This is a genomic window from Marininema mesophilum (assembly GCF_900106775.1).
Taxonomy (GTDB): Bacteria; Bacillota; Bacilli; order Thermoactinomycetales; family DSM-45169; genus Marininema; species Marininema mesophilum.
Map to the genome: position 1 here is coordinate 202,803 of NZ_FNNQ01000001.1, position 22,868 is coordinate 225,670.

The following is a 22,868-nucleotide window of genomic DNA, read 5'->3' on the forward strand; positions in this document are numbered from 1 at the left end:
GGCTAGCTAATTTTTGATCCTACTATCCTTCACATATGTATACCGGTTCCGTATAGAGTCTTAAGCTACGACTCCAACCCTGGAGCAGCTCCTCCCAGCGGTGTTGATCGAAGCGTTCTTCCTGTAGCAAATCTAGTGAGATGCGTAAATTAAGAAGCCGCCCCTGTACAATTGTTCGTGTAACACCCGCTGGCATCAAACGATCATTTTCCACAACCCACTTTAGCTCCTCCAGGGTATAATCCGGATAGGAGAATAATACTTCCCCTTCCCTAAACTGTGTCGTTCCTCCATCCGCAACTCGTTGTACGATACACCCGTGTTGGTACTTGCTAACAATGCGATGCCAAGCTGTAAGATGGGTGAACAAATTTTCATCTGTGTCACGAGGATACAGAAAATACTCCCTGCCCGTCGCCTCCGTTACATGAGCAAGCAGGCGGCCATCCATCCTCGTATCCGACCAGGTGATATGTGGATCACATCCTAGCGCTTCCCACCACTCGCCCATCGGAAGCAGGTGATTCCAAGCCCGCAGTCTTACCTGCTGCTCCTCTACCACCTGTACAGCTAACCCTTTGCAACCAAGCTCTTTCATCGCCATGACACGATGGGCACCATCAAGCAATAAGTAATTGCCTGAGGGTAGTTTCAGAGCGAGCGCCGGATGATGAATAACTCCCTCTTCCATTATGGATCGGCAAACTCGATCCAATCGCTCTTTTTCATGGGTCTCATGGAATAAGAGCTTCTCAGCGGATAGAAGCGTTAGCGTAGTAAGGACATCATTACCTGCGAACCTCCTATAATCCTGAATGACCTGACTCATTTGAAATCACACCCTTATTGAAGAGTCTGACCTACACCCTTTTCACCTGCTTGTCTGTAATAATAGGCTGCAATGGCAATATCAAAGGAGGCCATCCCCATCGGGTTAAAATATAGGGTTTTGTTATCCGGAATCTCCTGAAGTACCCCTTTACACACCACATCCGTCATCGAAAATGTCTCTTCCTTTTGCAATCCCCGCTCCTTAGCCATCACTTCAATATCTGTGTTCGCCCGACATACCTCCTCCCAGCTATCAACAACTACTGCGAGATCGTAGTCAAGCATCACAGGCTTAAAATCACGCAGGGAAACATTTAGTAATAGCGCACCTTTTTTCGGTTTTTTATCGATGTAACCGCTCGCAGAAACAGTGCAAGTAATGAATAAATCCGCCCCTTCATAAGCATCTTCCCATTTATCCACGATGTGCGTACGCGTTGCGATCTGCTCAGGAATCGCTGTCCTGTCGATTTCCCGTACATCATACAAGTGGACCTCTGTGATCGAATCCGCAAAAAGGGCTGTAAGCATTTGCAAATGCAACTGCCCAATCGGTCCAAAGCCAAGGAGACCCACTTTTAAATCCTGTAAATGGCGGTCTTTCAAGGCTTCTTGGATCATCAGCCCTGTCACTGATGCGGTACGAATCCCGCTGATAATCGCTGTATTAAACATGGCAATCGGACAGCCATTATTCGCATCATTCAGGATCGTTAATGAATGAGCACGTTGCATCCCCTGATCGATATTTTTGGGAAAAGAGGCAATCCATTTAATACCCGCCATATTGACATCGGCACCCACATAAGCAGGCATAGCAATAATGCGATTACTCGGGTTAGGAAATTGCAGATAGGGCTTTATCGGTTGATGATACGCTCCCTCTTGGATATAGCGAACCGTCTCACCAATGACCCTTACCGTTTCATCCCAGTCAATCCCTAAGGTTTGAATATGTTCAGTATTCAAATAAAGCATATTTTTCCCTCTTTTTCGTTTAGTTCACTACCGCATCATCGATCAACTGGTTACATGTTCTTCCTGACGTAATTGCGCAACCCAGTCAGCGTTATAGACGGTATTTACATAGGCTGTGCCCCCATCTGGGCACAAAAAAACCACCTTCGGTCGCTCAACCAAATCCATCTCAGAAAAATAATGATGGATAGCATGATAGCAACTTCCCGAGGAACCCCCGGCAAACACCCCATGTTCTTCAAACAAACGGTGACAGCCATCTATTGCATCGATTTCCTTAACCATCACCACATCGTCGATCAATGCGCGTTCAATTTGCTTAGGCACCATACTAGCACCAATACCAGGTATGTGACGTTTTTTTGGTGGCCCACCAAAGATCACCGATCCCACCAAATCCACGGCAACGATTTTGATTTTTGGAAATTTCTCCTTCAATCGGTGGGAAATACCCGCAATCGTTCCACCTGTACTCACCCCAATAAACGCATAGTCCAACACTTCAAAGTGATGAGCGATTTCACTTCCTACCCCAAAGTAGTGGGACTCATAATTGAGCGGATTCTCATATTGATTAGGCCAGTAAGAATCAGGAATCCCCTGCAAAAGCTCTCTTACCTTCTGCAAACGATTTAATAGATACCCCCCTGTCCTATCTCGTTCCGTAACCTTCTCCACTCGATAGGACAGGGCACGGAGTATATCTTCATAAGCATTATTAATATTAGGATCGATTACTGGAACGAATTTTATTTGAAGTTGTCTACACAAAGCAGCAAGCGCAATGCCAAAATTCCCCGAGGAAGATTCAACTACCGTGGTACTCGGGGTTATCTCACCCTTTTTAATCGCCGCTTTTAGGATGTGATAGGCTGGTCTCACTTTAATGCTATTCATCAGATTGTGATACTCTAGCTTCGCAAAAATTTCTAAACGATCATAATCTAATTGGACAAGCGGAGTGTTACCAATAAAGGCTCGTACTTGTTGTAGTTTGTTAATCATATGCGTCTCCCGCAAAATGAAAATTTTAACCCACGATACTCAGGCAAACCACAATCGCTCCTCAAATTAATCCACGGCTCGGCGCATTATTTTTACTCAGTATCTTTTTTTTGATTCTAAAATAACAATAGAGAGTAAATAGAAAATATCATTATTATTAAGTTATTATTAAAGTGATATGATCTAACTCTTTCACTTCATCATACATCCACTAACTAGAACACAAAGGACAATACACTTCATTCTCATTTACTCAAACACTACTGCGACCCATTCAGAAATTCTCTATCGAGCATCCTCTCCAAAAATTATATTCTCTAAAAAAGAGCTATTCCCTTCGTGTATGTAAAAATAATATAAAAATACAAATAATATTACTCTCGCTTGGATAGTTATACAATAAAGAAAAGCATTTTTTCCCCTTTGGGACGGTGCAACTTGTTCATACCTTTTATTTCTCTATTAAAATAAATTACCCTTTTGGTCAACTAGAAGCGGTTGTACCAATTTATCATCAAATCAAAAAAGGAACCGGACCCTAGCATTGGGTCGATTCCTTTTCATTCTTATGCCTTTGTCATTTGCCGACTCCCCGGTTTTTCTACAGGAACCCCTTCTATACATAGGGGACATGCCTCTGGCTCATAGCTTTCAATCGTATGAGCTAGGAGTGCTTTATAGGGATGGCGGAAATTTGTGTTTCCACCACTTCGGTCAACGATGGAGCCGATTCCGACGACCTTAGCCCCAAGTTCCTCTACAAGGTCGACGACTTCCTGGACAGATCCCCCGGTAGTGACGACATCTTCGATAGCAAGAACCTTTTCTCCTGGAAATACTGCAAAGCCCCGGCGAAGGCTCATCTCTCCTTCTTTCCGCTCGGCAAAGAGACAGCGGACACCTAGCGCCCTTGCGGTTTCATGGGCGATGATAACGCCACCTAATGCCGGACCGACTACGACATCCACTTCGATGTCGCGAAACAAATCAGCTAGGGCTTCTCCCGCCGCTTCGGCTTCCTTTGGATTTTGCAGAAGCTGAGCACACTGCATGTATTGCTCACTATGACGACCTGATGAGAGGACGAAGTGACCTTCTTTCAGTACACCGGTTCGCTTCATGGTTTCCAATCCGTTCCAGATTTGACTCATCCTCTATTCCCCCTTGCTTCTTCCACTCGCTTAAGGATACTCTGATAAGCTGCTACAGGGTCTTCTGCCTGGGTGATGGGACGGCCCACAACAAGGATATCCGCCCCTTCACTGATTGCCGCTTCGGGAGTCATGACACGCTTTTGATCCTCTGAGGCCTTCCCGTCGAGGCGAATTCCTGGGGTGACCGTGAAGAGAGAACCCACACTTTCCTTCATGCCTCGTGCCTCTTCCCCTGAGCAGACGATACCGTCCATCCCCGCTTGTTGGGCTAGATCGGCTAAATGAAGAGCTGAGTCGCGCACCGTTCCCGGGATGCCGATCTCATGATTTAACATCTCTTGATCGGTACTCGTTAGTTGAGTGACCGCGAGGAGCCGCGGGCGCTGGCTACCGGCCTCTTCTGCCGCTTCCCGAGCAGCCTCCATCATCGCCCGGCCACCTGAGGCATGAAGGGTTATCCATTTCACCCCAAGCCCTGCAAGGGAACGAACCGCACTCGCTACGGTGTTCGGAATATCGTGTAGTTTTACATCGAGGAAAATGTCATACCCTGCGGCGGTCAGTTCCTGGATAAACCCAGGCCCTGCGGCATAGAAGAGTTGCATTCCCACCTTTATAAAGGGTTTTTCATTTCCCTGCCACTGGTTTAGAAAAGCCTCTGCCGCTTGCCAACTGGGCACATCAAGCGCCACCGCCACCCTCTCACGTTGAGACAACGATTGATCTGTGCTGGTGGCACTCATCAGACGGTCACCTCCACCGTTTGTACAGGGGCTTCCTTCGGTTGTCCGATAGGTTCAGCGGTTAGATAGATGGAGGCTAGGGTTGTAAGAAGGGCTTCTACGGTATCGAGTGAGGTAAGGCAAGCGATCCCGTGCTCGACGGCCTCCCGACGAATCCGGAAACCATCTCGCTCTGGCGTTTTACCACGGGTCCAGGTGTTGACGACGAGGTCCGCCTTCCCTTCACGAATCCAGTCCAGAATATGGGGAGATCCATCCTTTAACTTATTAACCCGCGTAACGGGCAAGCCTGCTTCTGTTAACATATCGGCTGTTCCGCTGGTCGCTACAATTTGATATCCCAGTTGGTGGAAGCGATGCATGAGAACCATCGCCTCTTCTTTATCCTTATCGCTAATCGTAGCGATGATTGTTCCAAAGCGAGGGAGAGAGACACCTGCTGCGAGGAGCCCTTTATAGACAGCACGAGCATAATCTCGATCTCGTCCCATAACTTCTCCTGTCGATTTCATTTCCGGCCCTAGTGTGACATCCACTCGGCGCAGTTTGGCGAAGGAGAATACAGGTACTTTAACCGCTACATCCTCCCCTTCAGGCCATAAGCCACCTGAATACCCCTGAGCCAATAGATTATGCCCCAGCATGATTCGTGTCGCAACACGCGCCATAGGTACCCCTGTCACTTTACTGAGGAAAGGTACGGTTCGTGATGCCCGAGGATTTACCTCCAGCACATAAATTTCTTCTTCATGAAGAACGAACTGGATATTGATAAGCCCTTTGGTTTTTAGTGCCCGAGCTAGCTGGGTCGTCATTTCTACCAGGCGCTCTTTTTGCTTCTGGGTGATGGAGCGTGGAGGGTAAACCGCAATCGAGTCCCCTGAGTGAACTCCTGCCCGCTCGATATGCTCCATGATGCCAGGCACCATCACGGTTTCACCATCGGAGATAGCATCTACCTCGATCTCTTTCCCTTGCAAATAGCGATCGATCAAAACCGGGTGATTAGGATTTACCTTCACCGCCGCAGCCATATAATTAAGCAATTCTTTCTCACTATAGACGATCTCCATCGCCCGTCCTCCGATCACATAGGAGGGGCGTACAAGGACAGGGAAGCCAAGCTCTCTGACCACTTCCAACGCCTCTTCAACGGAGGTAACCCCTTTACCAGGAGGTTGTGGGATTCCTACATCACCAAGAAGACGCTCAAATTTTTCGCGATCCTCTGCTCGGTCAATCTCATCAAGAGAAGTACCCAGGATCGGGATACCTGCTTCTCTTAAATCCCGTGCCAGGTTTAAGGCAGTCTGTCCACCAAATTGGACGATGACCCCGACAGGTTGTTCCTTTTCAATAATGTGAAGAACGTCTTCAATGTAGAGCGGATCAAAGTAGAGTCGATCAGAGATATTAAAGTCAGTGGAAACCGTCTCCGGGTTGTTGTTGATAATTACGGCTTCCAATCCAGCATCACGAATCGCCTGGATCGCATGGACAGTCGCATAGTCAAACTCTACTCCCTGCCCAATCCGGATAGGACCCGACCCAAGAACTACGACGGTATCTTTCCCTGTCTTAACTACCTCATCTTCCCACTCATAGGTGGAGTAAAAGTAAGGAGTAGCCGCTTCAAATTCCGCGGCACAGGTATCCACGATCTTATATACCGGCCGTAATCCCTCTGCTTGGCGATAGCGACGCACTTCTTCTTCCTTTCGACCACTAAACCGGGCGATACTTCGATCCGTTAGCCCAAGTCGTTTGGCTCGGGTAAGAAGATCTAGCGTCCACTCCTCATCGGCTAGCTCCCTCTCTAATGCAACGATCTTTTCTAATTTCCCGAGGAAGAAACGATCAATCTGGGTGATGCGGTGTGCCTCTTCAAGGCCTTCCCCACGGCGGAACCATTCTGCGAGTAAATAGAGACGTTCATCATCGGGTACGGCTAAGCGTTGGATGAGGGTCTTGCGATCCAATTGATCTGCATCAGGAAGTTGTACATGATCCAGGTCAATCTCTAGGGACCGTACAGCCTTAAACAGAGATTCTTCCAGGGTACGACCGATGGCCATTACTTCCCCAGTCGCTTTCATCTGGGTACCTAGCTTCCGGTTTGCATCCGTAAATTTATCGAAGGGCCAGCGCGGAATTTTTGATACAACATAGTCCAGTGTGGGTTCAAAGCAAGCGGTGGTCTCCCCTGTCACCGGGTTAATAATCTCATCCAATTGATAGCCAATCGCAATCTTTGCCGCGATCCGAGCGATAGGATAACCCGTCGCTTTAGAGGCGAGGGCACTGGAGCGGCTTACCCGGGGATTTACCTCGATGACATAATACTGAAAGCTGTGTGGATCAAGGGCCAACTGCACATTACATCCACCGCGAATGTCAAGCGCTCGAATTATCTTCAATGAAGCCGTACGCAACATTTGATGCTCTCGGTCCGAGAGGGTTTGGGTAGGAGCGAAGACGATAGAATCCCCTGTATGGACACCCACTGGGTCAAAGTTTTCCATGTTACAAACGACGATAGCGTTATCCGCCGCATCCCGCATGACCTCATACTCTACTTCCTTAAATCCAGCGATACTCTGTTCAATGAGACATTGGCCAATCGGACTATAGCGAATCCCATTATCCACGATTTCACGCAGTTCTTCCTCCGAGTCGGCAATTCCTCCGCCGGAGCCGCCCAATGTATAGGCGGGACGTACGATCAATGGATACCCAGTCTGATCCGCAAAGGAGACCGCCTCCTCCACGGTGTGTACGATATCGCTCTCAGGCACCGGCTCATTTAACTCGCGCATCAAATTACGAAACAGATCCCGGTCCTCTGCACAGGTGATCGCATGGAGCTCCGTACCGAGAAGTCGTACTCCTTCTCGCTCCAAGACGCCACTCTCCGCCAACTTTACTGCTAAGTTCAGACCCGTTTGCCCTCCTAGAGTTGGCAGAAGTCCATCTGGGCGTTCTTTTCGAATCACTTGGGTGATAAACTCTGGGGTCATTGGCTCAATGTAAACTTTATCGGCGATGTCCGTATCCGTCATAATCGTTGCGGGGTTACTATTGATCAGAATCACTTCAATGCCTTCTTCTCTTAGCGATTGGCACGCCTGGGTACCCGCATAGTCAAACTCCGCCGCCTGCCCGATCACTATGGGACCGGAACCGATCACCAGGATTTTTTTCAACGTGGTATCTTTAGGCATGGACGGCGCCCTCCTTTTTGGTCAACATTTCTACGAAGCGATCAAAGAGATAATTGGAATCATGAGGGCCTGGAGCGGCTTCGGGATGGTACTGAACGGAGAAGGCTGGCAACTCCTTATGTGCTAATCCTTCACAGGTACCGTCATTTAGAGCAATGTGCGTTAATTCCAGGGGCGTATCTTTTAAGGAATCGATGCGCACGGTGTACCCATGATTTTGAGAGGTAATCGCAGTGCGCCCTGTAGATAATTCCTTTACCGGTTGATTAGAACCCCGGTGACCAAACTTCATCTTCTCTGTGTCCGCGCCACAGGCGAGGGCAAATAATTGATGACCAAGACAGATCCCGAAGAGTGGATAATGGCCTAGTAATTGTTCTACCGTACGAATCGCTGAGGGGATATCCTTCGGGTCTCCAGGACCATTGGACAAAAATACGCCATCTGGGCGCAAGCGATGAACTTCCTCTGCTGAGGTATTCCAGGGAACTACGACGACATCGCAACCCCGCTTGGTTAATTCACGCTGTTGTCCATACTTGGCGCCAAAGTCCATCAGCACCACTCGCGGTCCATAACTTGGGGAAACATGGATGTTGCGTGCACTTACCCGTGCAACCTGATCGCGCATTAACTCCGTCGCCCCGAGGCGTTCAGCTAATGCCTCCCATGGTTCTTCTAAAGTAGAAAGGATTCCTTTCATCGTGCCATGGATACGAAGTTTCTTCGTGAGCATTCGGGTATCAATCCCACTGACCCCCAGAATCCCGTATTCCTTTAGCCAGTGGCTAATGCTCTGCTCACTTCGCCAATGACTAGGTACTGTAGCCTCTTCCCGGGTGATAAATCCGTTCACAAAAGGACTACGCGATTCTAGGTCATGCCGATTTAGCCCATAGTTGCCGATGAGAGGATACGTCATCGTAACGATTTGCCCACAATAGGAAGGGTCCGTCAACACTTCTTGATACCCTGTCATCCCTGTATTAAATACGACTTCCCCTACCTGCTCACCCTCTGCTCCGTAGGAGTGTCCTTCCATCTTGGTTCCATCTTCTAATAATAGCTTGGCCCTCATGTTTCACCCTCCCAATTTTCCCGTTCCTTATTGTCAGCCTCTCTACTTTAATCCAACCATGCCCGAGCTTAGATGTGAACCCCAGTTTCCTGCCATACGATACGCCCTTCAACTATGGTCATCGTAGGCCAGCCTTTTAGCTTCCAATCTTCGAAGGGGGTATTACGCCCTTTTGAAGCAAAATTATCGGGGTCGACTGCTCGTTCGGTTTCTAAGTCAATCACGGCCAGATCCGCAACCGCTCCCTCCACCAAACGTCCCCAGGGCAGATTGAAGCACTCTGCTGGAATCCGGGTCATCTTGTCCACTAACTCACTTAGCGTCAGCTTGCCTGTTTCCACAAGGTGCGTGTAAAGGAGGGGGAAAGCTGTCTCTAGACCGACGATCCCAAAGGGGGAGTTAACCATCCCTTGCGCCTTCTCCTCAGCGATGTGAGGGGCATGGTCCGTCGCAATAAAGTCGATGGTGCCATCCTTTAGTGCTGCCAATAAAACTTGTTGATCCCTTTTCCGTCTTAGAGGAGGGTTCATTTTATAGCGTGTATCTAACCCTGGAATATCCTCTTCGCAAAGAAGTAGATGATGAGGGGTGACTTCCCCGGTTACCCGCTGCCCCCGGGATTTTGCTTCCCGAAGCAAACGGACAGATGCCTCTGCACTCATGTGGCAAATGTGATAATGTACCCCGGTATCTTCGGCTAGTAGTATATCCCGTCCTACATGGATCGCTTCAGACTCTCCAGGGATGCCAGGAAGATCGTAAGCTTTTGCAAAGCTACCCTCATGAACACAGGCTCCCTCTACCAACAGATCCTCCTCTTCACAGTGGGCAACTACCGCAACATCCACCTCTGCTGCAAGTCGCATCGCCGCTTTCATCATCCGTGGACTCTGTACCCCTACCCCATCATCAGAAACTGCAAAGGCTCCCGCTTCCTTTAAGGCCTCCATATCCGTCAGCTCTTCGCCATTAGAAGTCTTGGTAATCGCAGCAATCGGGAGAACTCGTACACCACTTCCTTCGCGCTCATTGGTCTCAAGGATCCTGCGCACACCTTCTACACGATCCGTCACTGGGCGTGTATTTGGCATACATGCCACTGCAGTATAGCCACCCTTAGCCGCGGCGCTTGTCCCTGTTGCGATTGTCTCCTTTGCCTCAAAACCTGGCTCCCGCAGGTGAATATGCAGATCGATTAATCCAGGTATGATTAGCTTGCCATCTACCGGAATCACCTTATCCCCTGCTTCTGGAAGATTGGCTCCGATCTCAACAATCTGTCCCTCATGGATACGCACATCTGCAGGGACCAACTGACCGCCCTCACCGATCATTCTGCCCTTCGTTAACAATTGTCCTCCCATATCCCCTCATCCTCTCCCCAATAGTGCTCGTTCCAAGACGGCCATCCGAATCCAAACCCCATTCTCCATTTGAGTAAAAATCTTAGAGCGGGGATGCTCAACTAACTCGCTCTCAATCTCCACATCACGATTGACAGGTGCTGGATGCAGGATGATTCCATGAGCGGGCATCCTCTCCAATCGTTCCCGTGTCAATCCATAGGCCAACCGATACGCATCGGCTGAAGTAAATAGACTCTCCTCATGCCGTTCCAATTGGACGCGGAGCATCATGAGCGCATCGGCCTGTTCGATCGCTTCATCAAAGGGAAGGTAGCTTGCTACCTCCTCCATTGAGGGATCTCTCATGGATTCCGGGCCAGTTACTATTACCCGGGCACCGAAGGAGCGTAATGCCCACAAATTAGAGCGAGCTACACGACTGTGACGAATGTCCCCAGCGATCACTACGGTTAGACCAGCTAAGTGACCAAAATGACGCTGTAATGTAAAGAGGTCCAGCAATGCTTGGGTAGGATGGCCACCATTTCCTTCCCCTGCGTTGATCAAGGTAACCCCTGTGTCGACCTCCGCCATGGTAGCCAGTCGCCCAACTCCCTGGTGGCGAACGACGACGACCTCCACCCCGATGGCCGCCAAAGTTTTTAACGTATCCTCCATCGTCTCGCCCTTCACCGTACTGGAGCGTTCACCATCTAAATGTAGGGTTTCCATTCCTAGTTTTTTCTCCGCCACTTCAAAAGAAATCCGTGTGCGCGTACTTGGTTCGAAGAAGAGATTGGCAGCAAAGCGTCCTGGAAAGGCGTGTTGCCATGCTTCAGGATGGGTACGCCAATACTCTGCTCGTATGAAGAGCTCCTCCATCTCCTCCCGAGACAAATGATCCGTATCAATTAAATGGCCGCGATCCGCTATCATTGAAATCATTCTATATCGTCTCCTCTCTCTTCTTCGTAAAAGAACTCCTTCTGTTTTATCGGAAGGAGTGGCCAGGTTGCAATCCACCAAGTGATAGGAATTACCACTGGAGATTACCCGCTTCCTTCCTCAGTCTCACAGGACTGGATTTAAAGGTTGCTTCTTCGCTTTATAGTTTTAGGCCACTTGGGAAGCACTGTTATTTTTTCCTTTTCGTTTCAGCGGAAACACTAGATTGAGTAGAATCCCCACTACGGTAGCTAGCGCTGTACCTTCAAGTTCCAGATGAATACCCGTCAACTTGAGGACAGCACCGCCAATGCCGATGACCAGGACCACAGAGGCGATGACCAAATTTCGCTTATCACTAAAATCAATGCGATTTTCTACCAACATCCGAAGTCCCGAGGAGGCGATGATGCCAAAGAGGAGGATGGAAACACCACCCATCACTGGGGTAGGGATGGTCGCAATCAATGCCGAGAGTTTTCCGATAAAGGAGAAGGTTGTCGCCAACACGGCTGCCCCACCAATCACCCAGACGCTAAAGATACGCGAGATCGCCATCACACCGATATTTTCTCCGTAAGTCGTTGTTGGCGGCCCTCCTAGAAAGGAGGAAAAAATGACGGATACCCCATCTCCCAAAAGGGAGCGATGAAGTCCTGGATCCTTTGACAAATCTCGTTCCATAATGTTACTCGTCACGACTAAGTGACCGATATGCTCAGCCAACACCACCAAGGTGACGGGTACGATTACCCATGCTGCTGACCAGGAGACTTTCGGGGAAGTAAACTCAGGGAGCGCCAACCAAGGGGCCTCTCGTACAGGGGTAAGGTCGACCATTCCTAGTGAGAGGGCAATGAGGTATCCTCCAATGATCCCCAGTAAAATCGGAATTAAATTGAGGAACCCTCTAAGAAAAAGACTGGCACTGATCGCGATTGCCAGGGTGGCTAAAGCTACCCCGAAGGTTTCCATCGAGTAAACCTTCAAAGTAATGGTCCCTTTCTCCTGATTCACCTGATCCACTTGACCTGGTAATGCCTGATACTCTTTTACTGTATCGGGGATGGGTACGGCTACCTTTTTCATACTCGCCATATCGACTGCGGTTCCTGCTAAAGCCAACCCAATGACAATGACCACTGAGCCTATAACAACGGGTGGCAATATTTTATCCAACCAACCAGAACCCATCCTACCAACGATCAGAGCCACTACACCGTAAACGAGGCCGACGAGGAAACATCCGAACAAAGCGGCCTCTTTTCCTTGGGATTGGGATACTGAGATAATCGGAACGATAAAAGCGAAGGATGAGCCTAGGTACGCAGGTACTTTCCCTCGTGTAATGAGGAGATAGGCTATCGTTCCTACTCCACTACACATCAGGGTAACAGCAGGGGAGAGGCCGGTCAGCATCGGTACAAGAATGGTTGCTCCGAACATGGCAAAAAGGTGTTGTAAGCTAAAGGCCAACCACTTTCCAATAGGCGGTTTCTCATGAACATCCAGAACCATTTTTTCTTTCATAAACGAAACCTCCTTGGTATAAAAAAGCTCTCTGCCTGAGATTCGGCAGAGAGACGCACTTTCCCAAGTTTCAAAGGACCATGGGGAAGCCTAGCGTCCTCCCTTACCGACCTCACGGGATCGTCCTTAAAGGGTGAACTCTTATTGATTTTATTTACGAATCATGACTCGATCCTGGGGATCAATTTCCTCTACAGTGACCGTGACGACTTCACTGTGAGAGGTAGGAACGTTTTTCCCTACATAATCAGGCCGAATCGGTAACTCCCTGTGTCCCCGATCCACCAGTACGGCCAGTTGGATCATCTTCGGGCGCCCTTGATCAATCAATGCATCCATTGCCGCTCGTACCGTACGTCCGGTAAAGAGAACATCATCCACCAGAACAACGGTCTTACCATGGATAGAGACAGGTAGATCTGAATCCCGCACCTCCGGTTGTTCGATCTTCTCTGTCAAATCGTCTCGGTAGAGGGTGATATCCAATTCCCCAACAGGGACCGTCTGCTCTTCGATGGTCTGAATTCGTTCGGCTAACCGTTTGGCAAGGTAGATCCCTCGCGTTCGAATACCGACGAGAACCACTTCCGATACTCCCTTGTTCCGCTCAATGATCTCATGAGCGATCCGTGTCAATGCCCGGCGAATGGCCGCATCATCGAGGATGGTTTTCATATCCAAGTGGATCATTCCTCTCTCCATAAAAAAAGCGCTTCTTTTACCCATGTTCGGCAAAAAAGCGCACACTACTCCGTGCATACGCACCCTTGCCAGCCTCACGGGACTGAGTTAAAAGGTCTTATTCAGTTAAAATTATTATGACGGATCCCCTATAGGATGTCAATCACATTATTGTTGACGAAGACGAACTAAACATGCCTTCATATCCTCTGGTACTTCGGATACAAAGCGAAGCTTATCCCCGGTGCGTGGATGGAGAAACCCGAGTACTTTGGCATGTAACGCCTGCCCGTTAATCGGCCATTTCTTCACCTGGGTGCTGTACACAGGGTCTCCAACAATCGGATGGCCAATATACTTCATATGCACACGAATCTGATGGGTGCGACCCGTCTCCAAACAACATCGAACCAAAGTCGCCTTTCCAAATCGCTCTACCACTTCAAAATGAGTAATCGCATGTTTTCCCTTTTTTGGATCCACGGCCATTCGTTGACGGTTTTTTGGATCGCGTCCAATCGCCGCATCGATGGTTCCATGATCATGGGGGAGATTACCGATAACAAGTGTTTCATAGACTCGCTCCACCGTATGCTCCTTCAACTGCTCCGCTAAAGACCAATGTGCCACATCATTTTTAGTAGCCATGATCAGGCCCGAGGTATCTTTATCGATGCGATGCACAATCCCGGGGCGAATCACCCCGCCTACACTCGAAAGATCGTCGCAATGGTAAAGTAAAGCATTGACCATCGTTCCCGAGTAATTTCCTGGTGCCGGGTGAACCACCATCCCCCGCTCTTTATTCACAACGATCACATCGTCATCTTCATATACAATCTCCAGTGGGATCGCTTCTGCTTCGATGTGTAACTCTTCCGGAGGAGGAACGGCTACTTCTATATGTTCCCCTACTGCAAGACGATAATTGCTTTTTACATGCTGGCCATCTACCAGCACTCGGTTATCCTTGATCCAAGCCTGGACAGCCATCCGGGACCAATCATCCTCGCGATTAGCAAGGAATTTATCCAGCCGTTCTCCTGCCTCCGATTCGTCCACATGAAAAGCGTGTAAGTTCTCTGTATCACTCACTGGCTATCCCCTGCTTTTTGGACCAACTTCTCCTTTGCCGCCCCTTCCGACTCACCCTCGGACTGACGTAACGTAACCAACAACATGAGGGCAACTCCGATACAAATTGCAGAGTCCGCTATGTTAAATATGGCAAAGTTGATATAGCGGAAATCCAGGAAATCGACGACTTCACCAAAACGGATCCGATCCACAAGATTTCCGATCGCTCCACCCAGGATTAAAGCCAAAGACCAAGAAAGCATCGGTTGACTCTTTCCTATCCGCATCAGGTAGAAGACGATAGCCGCCAACACGGCACACGTAACCAAAATAAACAACCAGCGTTGGTCTTGCAAAATGCCAAAAGCAGCTCCACGGTTTCGATGGGAAGTAATGTGAAAAACGCCTTCCCACAATGGAATCGACTCATACAAATGCATTTTTTTCATAACCAACCACTTTGTCGCCTGATCCAACAGCAAGATTGCAGCAGCAAATATATAGTAGCGCAACAATGCTTCCTCCTGTCCCTCTTCATGACTTATAAGTACCGCTTTCACGGATTTATTCACACTGGTTTCAGGATCTCATTGTAGCACAAGCCCAAGTAAGCCAACAACTTGAAAAGGAGAGCATGGAGGCTCTCCAGGTAGAAATGGCATATCATGTTCACAATAGAGTTAGTTACTCGAGGGGATTCTCTTCGTCATCTATTTCTTCTTTTCTTCGATTGGCTGCATCTTGATAAATTCCTACAGTACTTTCAATCGGCCGGCCATCCACTCCAGCCACTGCAAGTTCCTCTACATCATCTGCATATCCAATCCGCTCTTCTGGATCAATCGTTAACTCATTGTAGTCCTTCCCTTCGCGGAAGAAATCCGGTGGATTAGATGTCCCATAACGTTCAACAGCTTGCCATGCATCCTCTCCATCAAAGGCATTATCATCTTTACAATCATTAAAGGTCCGCCCAAAGGGACTCTGTAGTACTTGTTCCTCAACAGGGCGACGATTGGAAATATCCTTATCCCGTTGATGGTCAATACAAAAAGAAGTCTCAGGTACTGCCTCCAGTCGTTCATAAGGAATCTCTTCACCACAAACCACACAAGTGCCATAATGATGTGCATCCATCCGCAGAAGCGCCATTTCTACTTCTTCCAATTGCTCTTCATGTTCATCATTTAAAGCAAGATCCTTCCCTCGCTCAAACAATTCGGTTCCAATATCCGCAGGATGGTTATCATAACCGGATAACTCACCGATTGAGTCATTCATTCCTTGTTCCATCCCAAAATGGTTGTTATCGGATAATTTCTTTTGCAGACGTGCCTTTTCATTTTCCAATTGGCTCTTTAATCCAGCCAGTTGTTCCTCTGTTAGCATGGCTATCATACCCCTTTCTTCCTGTGCAGTCGCGGGTCATGCGCAAATGACGGGAAGGAATTCCTTTTATAGTCTCCCAAAATCCACAAATTCAACGCGTCTGAATGAATACGAATCCTTACTCGCTGAGTCTCCTACAAACACCTGACTACCTGTGATATCCTGAACCTACATTAGTAACAAGAGGTGTGACACACATGAAAGACGAAGAAGGGTTTTACACACATGCCAATCATCGTGTATTGATAGTCAATGGGTGGACTGGAGTCCTACTCCTTTTTGTGGATCGCCTCATCCTTCCCTATAGCTCCCCACTCCTTAATCACATTGGCATGATCATGATTGGTATCTCTGCTATTTCGTTATTAGCTTTTCTTATCCACAGTGAAGGTCAACAACGACAATAAAAATCCGCAACCAGCTACATTCTCTGGTTGCGGATTTTTTCATTCTTGAAATGCAGTGGGATGATCTCTTTAATCCTACCTCGTCACTCCACGTCAGCGTAGTGCTTAGAAACCGTGTCTGCGCAGCGATCACAAAGCTCTGGGTAGGTTTCATCCGTCCCTACCGTGGGACTGATCATCCAGCAACGTTGACATTTTTCACCGGAAGCAGGATTTACCTTTACATCGAGTCCCTCTCCCTTAACTACTCCTTCACTCTCAGGTTTAGCTCCTTGGAATAAGCTAACCTGGGAAACGATAAACAGCTCCGTCAGATTGTCCTGAATGCTGTGTAGTAGCTCAAAATTGGATTCGGATGGATATAGCTCTACAGCCGCTCCGAGGGAGTTCCCAATCACCTTGGCCGCACGTGCTTCTTCCAACGCTTTCAGCACCGTATCCCGCAGTTCAGTCAAGCGATCCCACTTCTCCTCAAGTTCACGATCCAATACCGCTACCTTCATTTGAGGAAAATCTGCTAACTGAATGCTTTCATCCTTGGTACCCGGCACAAATTTCCATACTTCTTCTGTCGTGTGCGGAATGATGGGGTTCACCAAAACCACCAGGGTTTTTAGCATTTCCAACATGACCGTCTGGGAAGAACGGCGTTTGGCATCAGCAGCAGGCAACGTGTAGAGGCGATCTTTTAATACGTCTAGATAGAACTGGCTCAAGAAAACGGTGCAGAAGTGATGGATTTGATAGTAGACAGTATGAAAATCATAGTTTTCATATCCAGTCGTTACTTTCTCAATCAACCGCTGCAACTTAATTAACGCATAGCGGTCGATTTCATCCAAATCAGCCACTTGGACCGCGTATTCCACAGGAGCAAAATCCGCCAAGTTTCCAAGAAGAAAACGCAAGGTATTACGGATTTTCCGGTAAGCCTCAGCGATCTGCTTCAGGATGTCCTCTGAAACCCGAACATCGGCTTGATAATCCGTAGAGGAAACCCATAGACGTAAAATGTCGGCGCCATAGTTTTTCATCACTTTCAAGGGATCAATCACATTGCCGAGGGATTTAGACATCTTCTTTCCTTCCCCGTCCAGTGTAAATCCATGGGAGAGAACTTCACGATAAGGTGCAGTACCCTTCGTCGAAACCGAAGTAGACAAGGAAGAATTAAACCAGCCACGATATTGATCTGAACCTTCTAGATAGAGGTCCGCTGGCCAGGAGGAATCTTTTCGTGTTTCCAGAACAGCCGCATGACTCGAACCGGAGTCAAACCAGACATCCATGATGTCGGTCTCTTTACGGAAGCTATGGTTTCCACACTCCGAACACTGAGTACCTTCAGGTAATAACTCTTTTGCATCTCGGGCAAACCACACAGAGGAACCTTCTTGGCTAAATAAATCAGCCACCTTATCGATTGACTCATCCGTGATATGCGGGTGATTACAGGATTCACAATAGAAAATAGGAAGGGGTACTCCCCAGACTCGTTGTCTGGAAATACACCAGTCATTTCGATCCTCTACCATATTTCCTAGTCGTGTTTCTCCCCAGGATGGAGTCCATTTTACATGTTGAATCGCATCTAGCATCTCTTTGCGGAATCCATCGATGGAGGCAAACCATTGCTCTGTCGCCCGGAAGATAACTGGCTTCTTCGTCCGCCAATCATGGGGATATTGATGGGTGATAAAGACGAGTTTCAATAGATGACCTGATTCGGTCAGTTTTTCGGTGACCACTTTATTGGCATCATCGTAAAACAATCCTTCAAATCCAGGAGCTTCTTTCGTCAACTTTCCTTTTTCATCAACTGGACTAATAACACCCAGTCCATACTTCTTAGCAAGTTCAAAGTCATCCACACCATGCCCAGGAGCCGTATGGACACAACCTGTACCCGCATCCAATGTGACATGGTCTCCAAGAATGATTGGACTTTCTCGATCATAAAAGGGATGTTGGCAAAGAACACCCTCTAACTCTTTTCCGCGGAAAGTTTCTTCTTTGGTGTACTCTTCAACTCCGATTAGCTTAAGCACATCCTCAGCTAAATCCTCTGCCAACAAAAATTTACGCCCTTCTCCTGTAGTTACGAGTACATACGTAAATTCTGCACCGAGAGCAATCCCCAAGTTAGCAGGGAGCGTCCAGGGAGTGGTTGTCCAGATGATGACGGAGGCATCCTCAGGTAGTTTGCCCTTCCCATCTTTTACATCAAAGGCTACATAGATGGAGGGAGAACGTTTATCCTGATATTCGATCTCAGCGTCAGCCAGGGCGGATTCCGAGGAAGGAGACCAATAGATGCAGCGATAGGAACGATACACATAGCCTCTCTTCGCCATCTCACCAAAAACGCGAATCTGACTTGCCTCATACTCCGGCTTTAAGGTAATGTACGGATGATCCCAATCCCCGCGAACGCCCAATCGTTTAAACTGTGCTTTCTGCTTTTCAACAAAGGAGAGAGCGTAATCTTCACAGATCTTGCGGAACTCGACAGGGTCCATCTTCTTCCGGTTCACTTTCTTCTTGCTGGTAACTGCCTGTTCAATCGGCAGACCATGGGTATCCCATCCGGGAACATATGGAGCATCAAATCCTTGCAACGATTTATATCGAACGATAAAATCCTTTAGCACCTTATTTAATGCATGCCCAATATGGATATCTCCATTCGCATAGGGGGGACCATCATGCAAGATAAACTTCGGCTGTCCCGCCCGTTTCTTTGCCACTTGACCATAGACATCTGTCCTATCCCACCATGCCTGCATTTCTGGTTCACGGTTGGGTAAGTTTCCTCGCATCGGAAACTCCGTTTCAGGTAAATTTAAGGTTTTTTTATAGTCCAACAATCTCACCCCTTCAGAAATAAAAAAACTTCTCAATCCCCTTAGGGACGAGAAGTAACCCGTGGTACCACCCTACTAAAGTCCTAAGCCACAAAAAAGTGGTTAGAACTCACTCAAGCATTCGTAACGTAAATGACTCGGTCCGCCCTATTCTGGATTTCGCCATTTCAGGGGACGGCTCTTGGGTGATCTTCAGTAAGGGACATCGACCAGGCTTACACCATCCCTGGCTCGCTTATACCATGAACCCCTTGCTTACTCTCCCAGTCATTGCCGGATATGATAAGACCCTGTGGAGGATCCACAGGGTCTTTTTGAAAAACTCAGGTTTGTCTCTTGTTAGCGAAGACCTACCTGATTTCTTTTCATTGGGTAACCCAATCGATCATTTTCTAAATGATACCAAGCACAAAACCCCTGTGTCAAGCTGGTCAGTGCTTCTATCAGTTATTAGAACATCGCTTTCCGTTTCATCTTGCGAGATGTACGGCGCAGATCACGACGTGGCTCGTCCTCTTCATCCATATAAGAAGATTCTGCGTAGCCACTATCATCGTTACCTATCGTTGGGTTAAATTCTTGGGTGTTGAAGTCCTGTGCACTATATTCCTGTGTACTGAACTGTTCACCAGATTCCAGGCTCATCGTTTCAGGGCCAGATTGTGCATATTGATTCAACTGTTCTCCCGCTTCTTCCAAACCTTCCTCAAGCTCCTCAAGGGATTCCCAATCGGAATTGTCTAGGATATCCATATGAGATTGAACCAGCGTACGGAAACGCGCACGATAGATCGTTGCTTTTTGCTTGAGGTCAAACAGTTCACTGTGAATTGCACGGGCTTTTTGCAACGCTTCGTTGATGATCCGATCTGCGTTTTTCTCAGCCTCTTGTACAATCAACTCTGCTTCTTTCTTTGCATTCAAGCGAACTTCTTCAGCCACTTCCTGAGCGACACGAATCGACTTATGGATGCTTTGCTCCATGGACGATAGTGCAGCTGGGGAAGGCGTAGCCGGATAAGATTGTTCTGGTGCTTGATAGCGAGGCTGCGGTTGTTGAGCAGGTGCAGGAGGTTGTGGACTAGCTTCCTGAATCGGAGGCAATTGTTGATCCATTGCTTGCTCCAATTCCTGCTGTAATTCCTCGACTTGTTGCTCCAATTGTTTTTTCTCACGAGTGAAAAATTCGAAGTCTTTGATGATTTCGTCGAGGAAGTCGTTTACTTCATCTACATCATAGCCGCGAAAAGACTTAGTAAATTCTTTGTTGTGTATATCCAAAGGACTAAGCGGCATGTCGACACCTCCTCTAATTTGGGTTCGCCACTTACTATTCTACAATGGTAGCAGAATTACCTCCACATGACCAGCTATTTTGTCCAAAAGTGGTGACATTCGTGGGAAGAACCTCCGGTTTTAACGGCTTTCTTACTTATACCTGATAAGCGAAACTAGCAAACGTCCTTTTTTAGAACGCCCCTGAATTTCCCCCACCTTTGTACGGCCAGACCCGCGTAGCGACAAGACATCTCCCTCTTTTACCGGTTCTGCCGGATTCTCAGTCGTTTTCCAATTCACCTGACATCGACCGTTCTTGATTAGGGTTACTACTTTAGACCTAGATATACGAAAAGCATCCGAAGCGACGGCGTCCAGACGCATAGAAACGACAGAAATCGACATTTCTGTCGTTTCTATAATGGGGGAGATCAGCTGATTCCGATCCATTTCGCTAATGCGAATGGTAAGCTTCCCCACATGAGTTAACTGAAGTGGTATATAATCCGCCATATCCGAGGCGATAATAATTTGATACCCATCAGCATGAGAAAGAAGATCCCCAATCTTATCTCGCTTCATACCTAAGCCCAGTAAGGAGCCTAGGACATCTGGATGTTTCAATTTTCCATCAGGAGATAGCGAACTCACCATAAAAAAAGCGAGTCCGAAATCCTCCTCATCCATATACTGAGGAGCAATCCGAGCCCTGCGTCTCTCAGCATTGGAAAACCCACCATCAAAGGTAACGTGAAGATCTGGTGATCGCCTAACAAGCATATCGACGATTCGTTGTTCTCGTGGATTTAGAAACGGGGTAAGTACAGATTGATACCGTTCTTCAGCTCGCGAAGTCCAATCCAGAACTCGCTCGACGAACATCCGTTCATCCGGACGAAAATGATGAAAAAGCTCATCTTCCATTGACATCACATATTCCTCAAGATCAATTCAATGATAAAAAAGACACCTTGTTGCACAAATCGCAGAGCAAACAACGCAATAATGGGTGAGATATCAATCATCCCAATGGGCGGGATGAAGCGACGAAAAACGGAAAGATACGGCTCTGCTATCCAGCCAATTACCGTACCAATCGCAGATTCGCGCAATTGTGGAATCCAGGACATCAATATATAAATCACTAGCACCACGGAGTAAATATTAAACAACATGTCGACAATAGCAAAGATGTTCATGGGGTCACCTCAGTATATCATTTGCTTCATCTGGAAAGATATTAGAAATTGTTCCCTGTATATCAACGTTGGACGGCGTGCAAAAGAAAATGTGAGATCCTAACTTATGGATATTTCCGCCCAGAGCATAAACCGTACCACTCAAAAAGTCAACGATACGGATAGCTTGATCTTTAGGCACCCGTTGCAGGTTCACCACGGTAGGTCGATGATTTTTTAGGTTATCCGCAATTTCTTGGGCTTCATCATACATTCGTGGTTCAGCAAGCACCACCCGAACATTTTTCTGGGAGTGCAAAGAGACCACGTTCTTCCGATTTTTCATCACAGTAGAGGCGTCAACATCCGGTGATCCATCAACCTCATACTCTTCGTCTTCATTAATCCCAAAGAACCCCATCATGCGATCCTTAAAATTCAAAACGGCCGCCCCCTTCAGCGCCGCGCTATTTTCCTCCCCCGACCAATACAGAACCTAAGCGAATATAGGTTGCTCCTTCTTCAATCGCCACCCGATAATCTCGGGACATTCCCATGGATAAGTGGGGTAGTGTGAGCAGAAGCTCGTCCAATTGTCTTAGTTCCTGCCTAAGAACACGAAGGTGTCGGAAAATAGGACGCACTTCCTCGGGATTTTCTACATAAGGGGCCATTGTCATCAGCCCCTCTAATTGAATCCCGGGCAATTGGCTCACTTCCCGAGCGAATTCCGGTAGTTCCTTGGGTGACAGGCCAAATTTACTTTCTTCCCCAGCAACATTCACCTGTAGGAAACAGCGGATGTTCTCACCCACTGTATCACAACGCTTGGACAATTCCTCTGCTAAAGAAAAGCGATCGAGGGAGTGGAGGTATGAAAATTTGCCCACAACCGCCTTTGCCTTATTCCGTTGCAAATGCCCAATAAAATGCCATATTCCCCGTTTGCCAAGTGCTTCCCATTTGGGAACAGCATCCTGAACACGGCTTTCCCCAATATGGAGTAGTCCTGCATCCAGGGCTTCTTGTGTTCGCTTCTGATCAACGTATTTCGTGACCGTGACTACATTGATTTCCTCAGGGTCACGGTTAACCTGACGACAAGCTGTGTCGATCTCTCCTTTTACAACACGCCATGAGGTCAAGATATCCTCATCCATCCT

Annotated in this window: 21 protein-coding genes and 1 other annotated feature; of the genes, 1 reads left to right on the forward strand and 20 read right to left on the reverse strand. The window is 47.8% G+C overall.

The features are described from left to right. Window positions 1-22 precede the first annotated feature (22 nt). The 14 genes from BLV90_RS00780 to BLV90_RS00845 form a co-directional block, all read right to left on the reverse strand. Window positions 23-829 carry a ParB N-terminal domain-containing protein gene (locus BLV90_RS00780; RefSeq protein WP_091734710.1) on the reverse strand — a complete coding sequence of 269 codons (807 nt, stop codon included), beginning with the start codon at window positions 827-829 and terminating at the stop codon, window positions 23-25. Window positions 830-843: 14 nt separating this feature from the next. After that, window positions 844-1,809, reverse strand: a complete 966-nt coding sequence (locus tag BLV90_RS00785) for a 2,3-diaminopropionate biosynthesis protein SbnB (RefSeq protein ID WP_091734712.1) — start codon at window positions 1,807-1,809, stop codon at window positions 844-846. Window positions 1,810-1,851: 42 nt separating this feature from the next. Continuing rightward, window positions 1,852-2,814: a 2,3-diaminopropionate biosynthesis protein SbnA gene (sbnA, locus tag BLV90_RS00790; protein ID WP_091734714.1), complete on the reverse strand. Its 963-nt coding sequence runs from the start codon at window positions 2,812-2,814 to the stop codon at window positions 1,852-1,854. Window positions 2,815-3,380: 566 nt separating this feature from the next. Beyond that, window positions 3,381-3,965 carry an orotate phosphoribosyltransferase gene (pyrE, locus tag BLV90_RS00795; RefSeq protein WP_091734716.1) on the reverse strand — a complete coding sequence of 195 codons (585 nt, stop codon included), beginning with the start codon at window positions 3,963-3,965 and terminating at the stop codon, window positions 3,381-3,383. Further along, the gene (gene pyrF, locus BLV90_RS00800) at window positions 3,962-4,711 is read right to left on the reverse strand and encodes an orotidine-5'-phosphate decarboxylase (RefSeq protein WP_091734718.1); all 750 of its coding nucleotides are present in this window, start codon (window positions 4,709-4,711) and stop codon (window positions 3,962-3,964) included. Before pyrF ends, pyrE begins: the two co-directional genes overlap by 4 nt. Next, window positions 4,711-7,932: a carbamoyl-phosphate synthase large subunit gene (gene carB, locus BLV90_RS00805; protein WP_091734721.1), complete on the reverse strand. Its 3,222-nt coding sequence runs from the start codon at window positions 7,930-7,932 to the stop codon at window positions 4,711-4,713. Before carB ends, pyrF begins: the two co-directional genes overlap by 1 nt. Then, window positions 7,925-9,010: a glutamine-hydrolyzing carbamoyl-phosphate synthase small subunit gene (carA, locus tag BLV90_RS00810; RefSeq protein ID WP_091734722.1), complete on the reverse strand. Its 1,086-nt coding sequence runs from the start codon at window positions 9,008-9,010 to the stop codon at window positions 7,925-7,927. The genes carB and carA overlap by 8 nt, the downstream gene beginning before the upstream one ends. 68 nt (window positions 9,011-9,078) lie before the next feature. Beyond that, a complete protein-coding gene (locus tag BLV90_RS00815) occupies window positions 9,079-10,374 on the reverse strand; it encodes a dihydroorotase (RefSeq protein ID WP_091734724.1) in 1,296 nt (431 codons plus the stop codon). 6 nt (window positions 10,375-10,380) lie between these two features. After that, a complete protein-coding gene (locus BLV90_RS00820) occupies window positions 10,381-11,301 on the reverse strand; it encodes an aspartate carbamoyltransferase catalytic subunit (protein WP_091734726.1) in 921 nt (306 codons plus the stop codon). A gap of 168 nt (window positions 11,302-11,469) precedes the next feature. Beyond that, the gene (gene uraA, locus BLV90_RS00825; protein WP_091734728.1) at window positions 11,470-12,831 is read right to left on the reverse strand and encodes a uracil permease; all 1,362 of its coding nucleotides are present in this window, start codon (window positions 12,829-12,831) and stop codon (window positions 11,470-11,472) included. Between the two features lie 150 nt (window positions 12,832-12,981). Then, entirely contained in the window at window positions 12,982-13,521 is a 540-nt protein-coding gene (gene pyrR, locus BLV90_RS00830) for a bifunctional pyr operon transcriptional regulator/uracil phosphoribosyltransferase PyrR (RefSeq protein WP_143034964.1), read from the reverse strand. A gap of 159 nt (window positions 13,522-13,680) precedes the next feature. Beyond that, window positions 13,681-14,607 carry an RluA family pseudouridine synthase gene (locus BLV90_RS00835; protein WP_245726202.1) on the reverse strand — a complete coding sequence of 309 codons (927 nt, stop codon included), beginning with the start codon at window positions 14,605-14,607 and terminating at the stop codon, window positions 13,681-13,683. After that, window positions 14,604-15,101: a signal peptidase II gene (gene lspA, locus BLV90_RS00840; RefSeq protein WP_091734730.1), complete on the reverse strand. Its 498-nt coding sequence runs from the start codon at window positions 15,099-15,101 to the stop codon at window positions 14,604-14,606. Before lspA ends, BLV90_RS00835 begins: the two co-directional genes overlap by 4 nt. A gap of 172 nt (window positions 15,102-15,273) precedes the next feature. Further along, window positions 15,274-15,987, reverse strand: a complete 714-nt coding sequence (locus BLV90_RS00845; protein ID WP_091734732.1) for a TraR/DksA C4-type zinc finger protein — start codon at window positions 15,985-15,987, stop codon at window positions 15,274-15,276. Window positions 15,988-16,175: 188 nt separating this feature from the next. Between BLV90_RS00845 and BLV90_RS00850 the strand changes: the two genes are divergently transcribed. Then, window positions 16,176-16,385, forward strand: coding sequence for a hypothetical protein (locus BLV90_RS00850; protein ID WP_091734734.1), 210 nt, complete (start codon window positions 16,176-16,178; stop codon window positions 16,383-16,385). 83 nt (window positions 16,386-16,468) lie between these two features. Here BLV90_RS00850 and ileS read toward each other — a convergent pair whose 3' ends face one another. The 6 genes from ileS to BLV90_RS00880 all read right to left on the reverse strand — a co-directional run bounded on the left by ileS (window position 16,469) and on the right by BLV90_RS00880 (window position 22,865). Continuing rightward, window positions 16,469-19,249, reverse strand: coding sequence for an isoleucine--tRNA ligase (gene ileS, locus BLV90_RS00855; protein ID WP_091734736.1), 2,781 nt, complete (start codon window positions 19,247-19,249; stop codon window positions 16,469-16,471). 40 nt (window positions 19,250-19,289) lie between these two features. Further along, window positions 19,290-19,529 (reverse strand) — a binding site (T-box leader). A gap of 170 nt (window positions 19,530-19,699) precedes the next feature. After that, complete coding sequence (locus BLV90_RS00860; protein ID WP_091734738.1) at window positions 19,700-20,545, reverse strand: DivIVA domain-containing protein; 846 nt, start codon at window positions 20,543-20,545, stop codon at window positions 19,700-19,702. A 132-nt stretch (window positions 20,546-20,677) separates the two neighbouring features. Next, window positions 20,678-21,457 (reverse strand): YlmH family RNA-binding protein, encoded by a 780-nt coding sequence (locus tag BLV90_RS00865; RefSeq protein ID WP_091734740.1) that lies wholly within the window; start codon window positions 21,455-21,457, stop codon window positions 20,678-20,680. Beyond that, a complete protein-coding gene (locus BLV90_RS00870; protein WP_091734743.1) occupies window positions 21,457-21,726 on the reverse strand; it encodes a YggT family protein in 270 nt (89 codons plus the stop codon). Before BLV90_RS00870 ends, BLV90_RS00865 begins: the two co-directional genes overlap by 1 nt. A 4-nt stretch (window positions 21,727-21,730) precedes the next feature. Then, the gene (locus tag BLV90_RS00875; protein WP_091734745.1) at window positions 21,731-22,147 is read right to left on the reverse strand and encodes a cell division protein SepF; all 417 of its coding nucleotides are present in this window, start codon (window positions 22,145-22,147) and stop codon (window positions 21,731-21,733) included. 25 nt (window positions 22,148-22,172) lie between these two features. After that, the gene (locus BLV90_RS00880) at window positions 22,173-22,865 is read right to left on the reverse strand and encodes a YggS family pyridoxal phosphate-dependent enzyme (RefSeq protein ID WP_091734747.1); all 693 of its coding nucleotides are present in this window, start codon (window positions 22,863-22,865) and stop codon (window positions 22,173-22,175) included. Window positions 22,866-22,868 lie beyond the last annotated feature (3 nt).

Bases quoted from the DNA above. Each gene is read 5' to 3' on its own strand.
- BLV90_RS00780 (WP_091734710.1), bottom strand. From the start codon at position 829: ATGAGTCAGGTCATTCAGGATTATAGGAGGTTCGCAGGTAATGATGTC.
- BLV90_RS00785 (WP_091734712.1), bottom strand. From the start codon at position 1,809: ATGCTTTATTTGAATACTGAACATATTCAAACCTTAGGGATTGACTGG.
- sbnA (WP_091734714.1), bottom strand. From the start codon at position 2,814: ATGATTAACAAACTACAACAAGTACGAGCCTTTATTGGTAACACTCCG.
- pyrE (WP_091734716.1), bottom strand. From the start codon at position 3,965: ATGAGTCAAATCTGGAACGGATTGGAAACCATGAAGCGAACCGGTGTA.
- pyrF (WP_091734718.1), bottom strand. From the start codon at position 4,711: ATGAGTGCCACCAGCACAGATCAATCGTTGTCTCAACGTGAGAGGGTG.
- carB (WP_091734721.1), bottom strand. From the start codon at position 7,932: ATGCCTAAAGATACCACGTTGAAAAAAATCCTGGTGATCGGTTCCGGT.
- carA (WP_091734722.1), bottom strand. From the start codon at position 9,010: ATGAGGGCCAAGCTATTATTAGAAGATGGAACCAAGATGGAAGGACAC.
- BLV90_RS00815 (WP_091734724.1), bottom strand. From the start codon at position 10,374: ATGGGAGGACAATTGTTAACGAAGGGCAGAATGATCGGTGAGGGCGGT.
- BLV90_RS00820 (WP_091734726.1), bottom strand. From the start codon at position 11,301: ATGATTTCAATGATAGCGGATCGCGGCCATTTAATTGATACGGATCAT.
- uraA (WP_091734728.1), bottom strand. From the start codon at position 12,831: ATGAAAGAAAAAATGGTTCTGGATGTTCATGAGAAACCGCCTATTGGA.
- pyrR (WP_143034964.1), bottom strand. From the start codon at position 13,521: ATGATCCACTTGGATATGAAAACCATCCTCGATGATGCGGCCATTCGC.
- BLV90_RS00845 (WP_091734732.1), bottom strand. From the start codon at position 15,987: ATGATAGCCATGCTAACAGAGGAACAACTGGCTGGATTAAAGAGCCAA.
- BLV90_RS00850 (WP_091734734.1), top strand. From the start codon at position 16,176: ATGAAAGACGAAGAAGGGTTTTACACACATGCCAATCATCGTGTATTG.
- BLV90_RS00860 (WP_091734738.1), bottom strand. From the start codon at position 20,545: ATGCCGCTTAGTCCTTTGGATATACACAACAAAGAATTTACTAAGTCT.
- BLV90_RS00865 (WP_091734740.1), bottom strand. From the start codon at position 21,457: ATGTCAATGGAAGATGAGCTTTTTCATCATTTTCGTCCGGATGAACGG.
- BLV90_RS00870 (WP_091734743.1), bottom strand. From the start codon at position 21,726: ATGAACATCTTTGCTATTGTCGACATGTTGTTTAATATTTACTCCGTG.
- BLV90_RS00880 (WP_091734747.1), bottom strand. From the start codon at position 22,865: ATGGATGAGGATATCTTGACCTCATGGCGTGTTGTAAAAGGAGAGATC.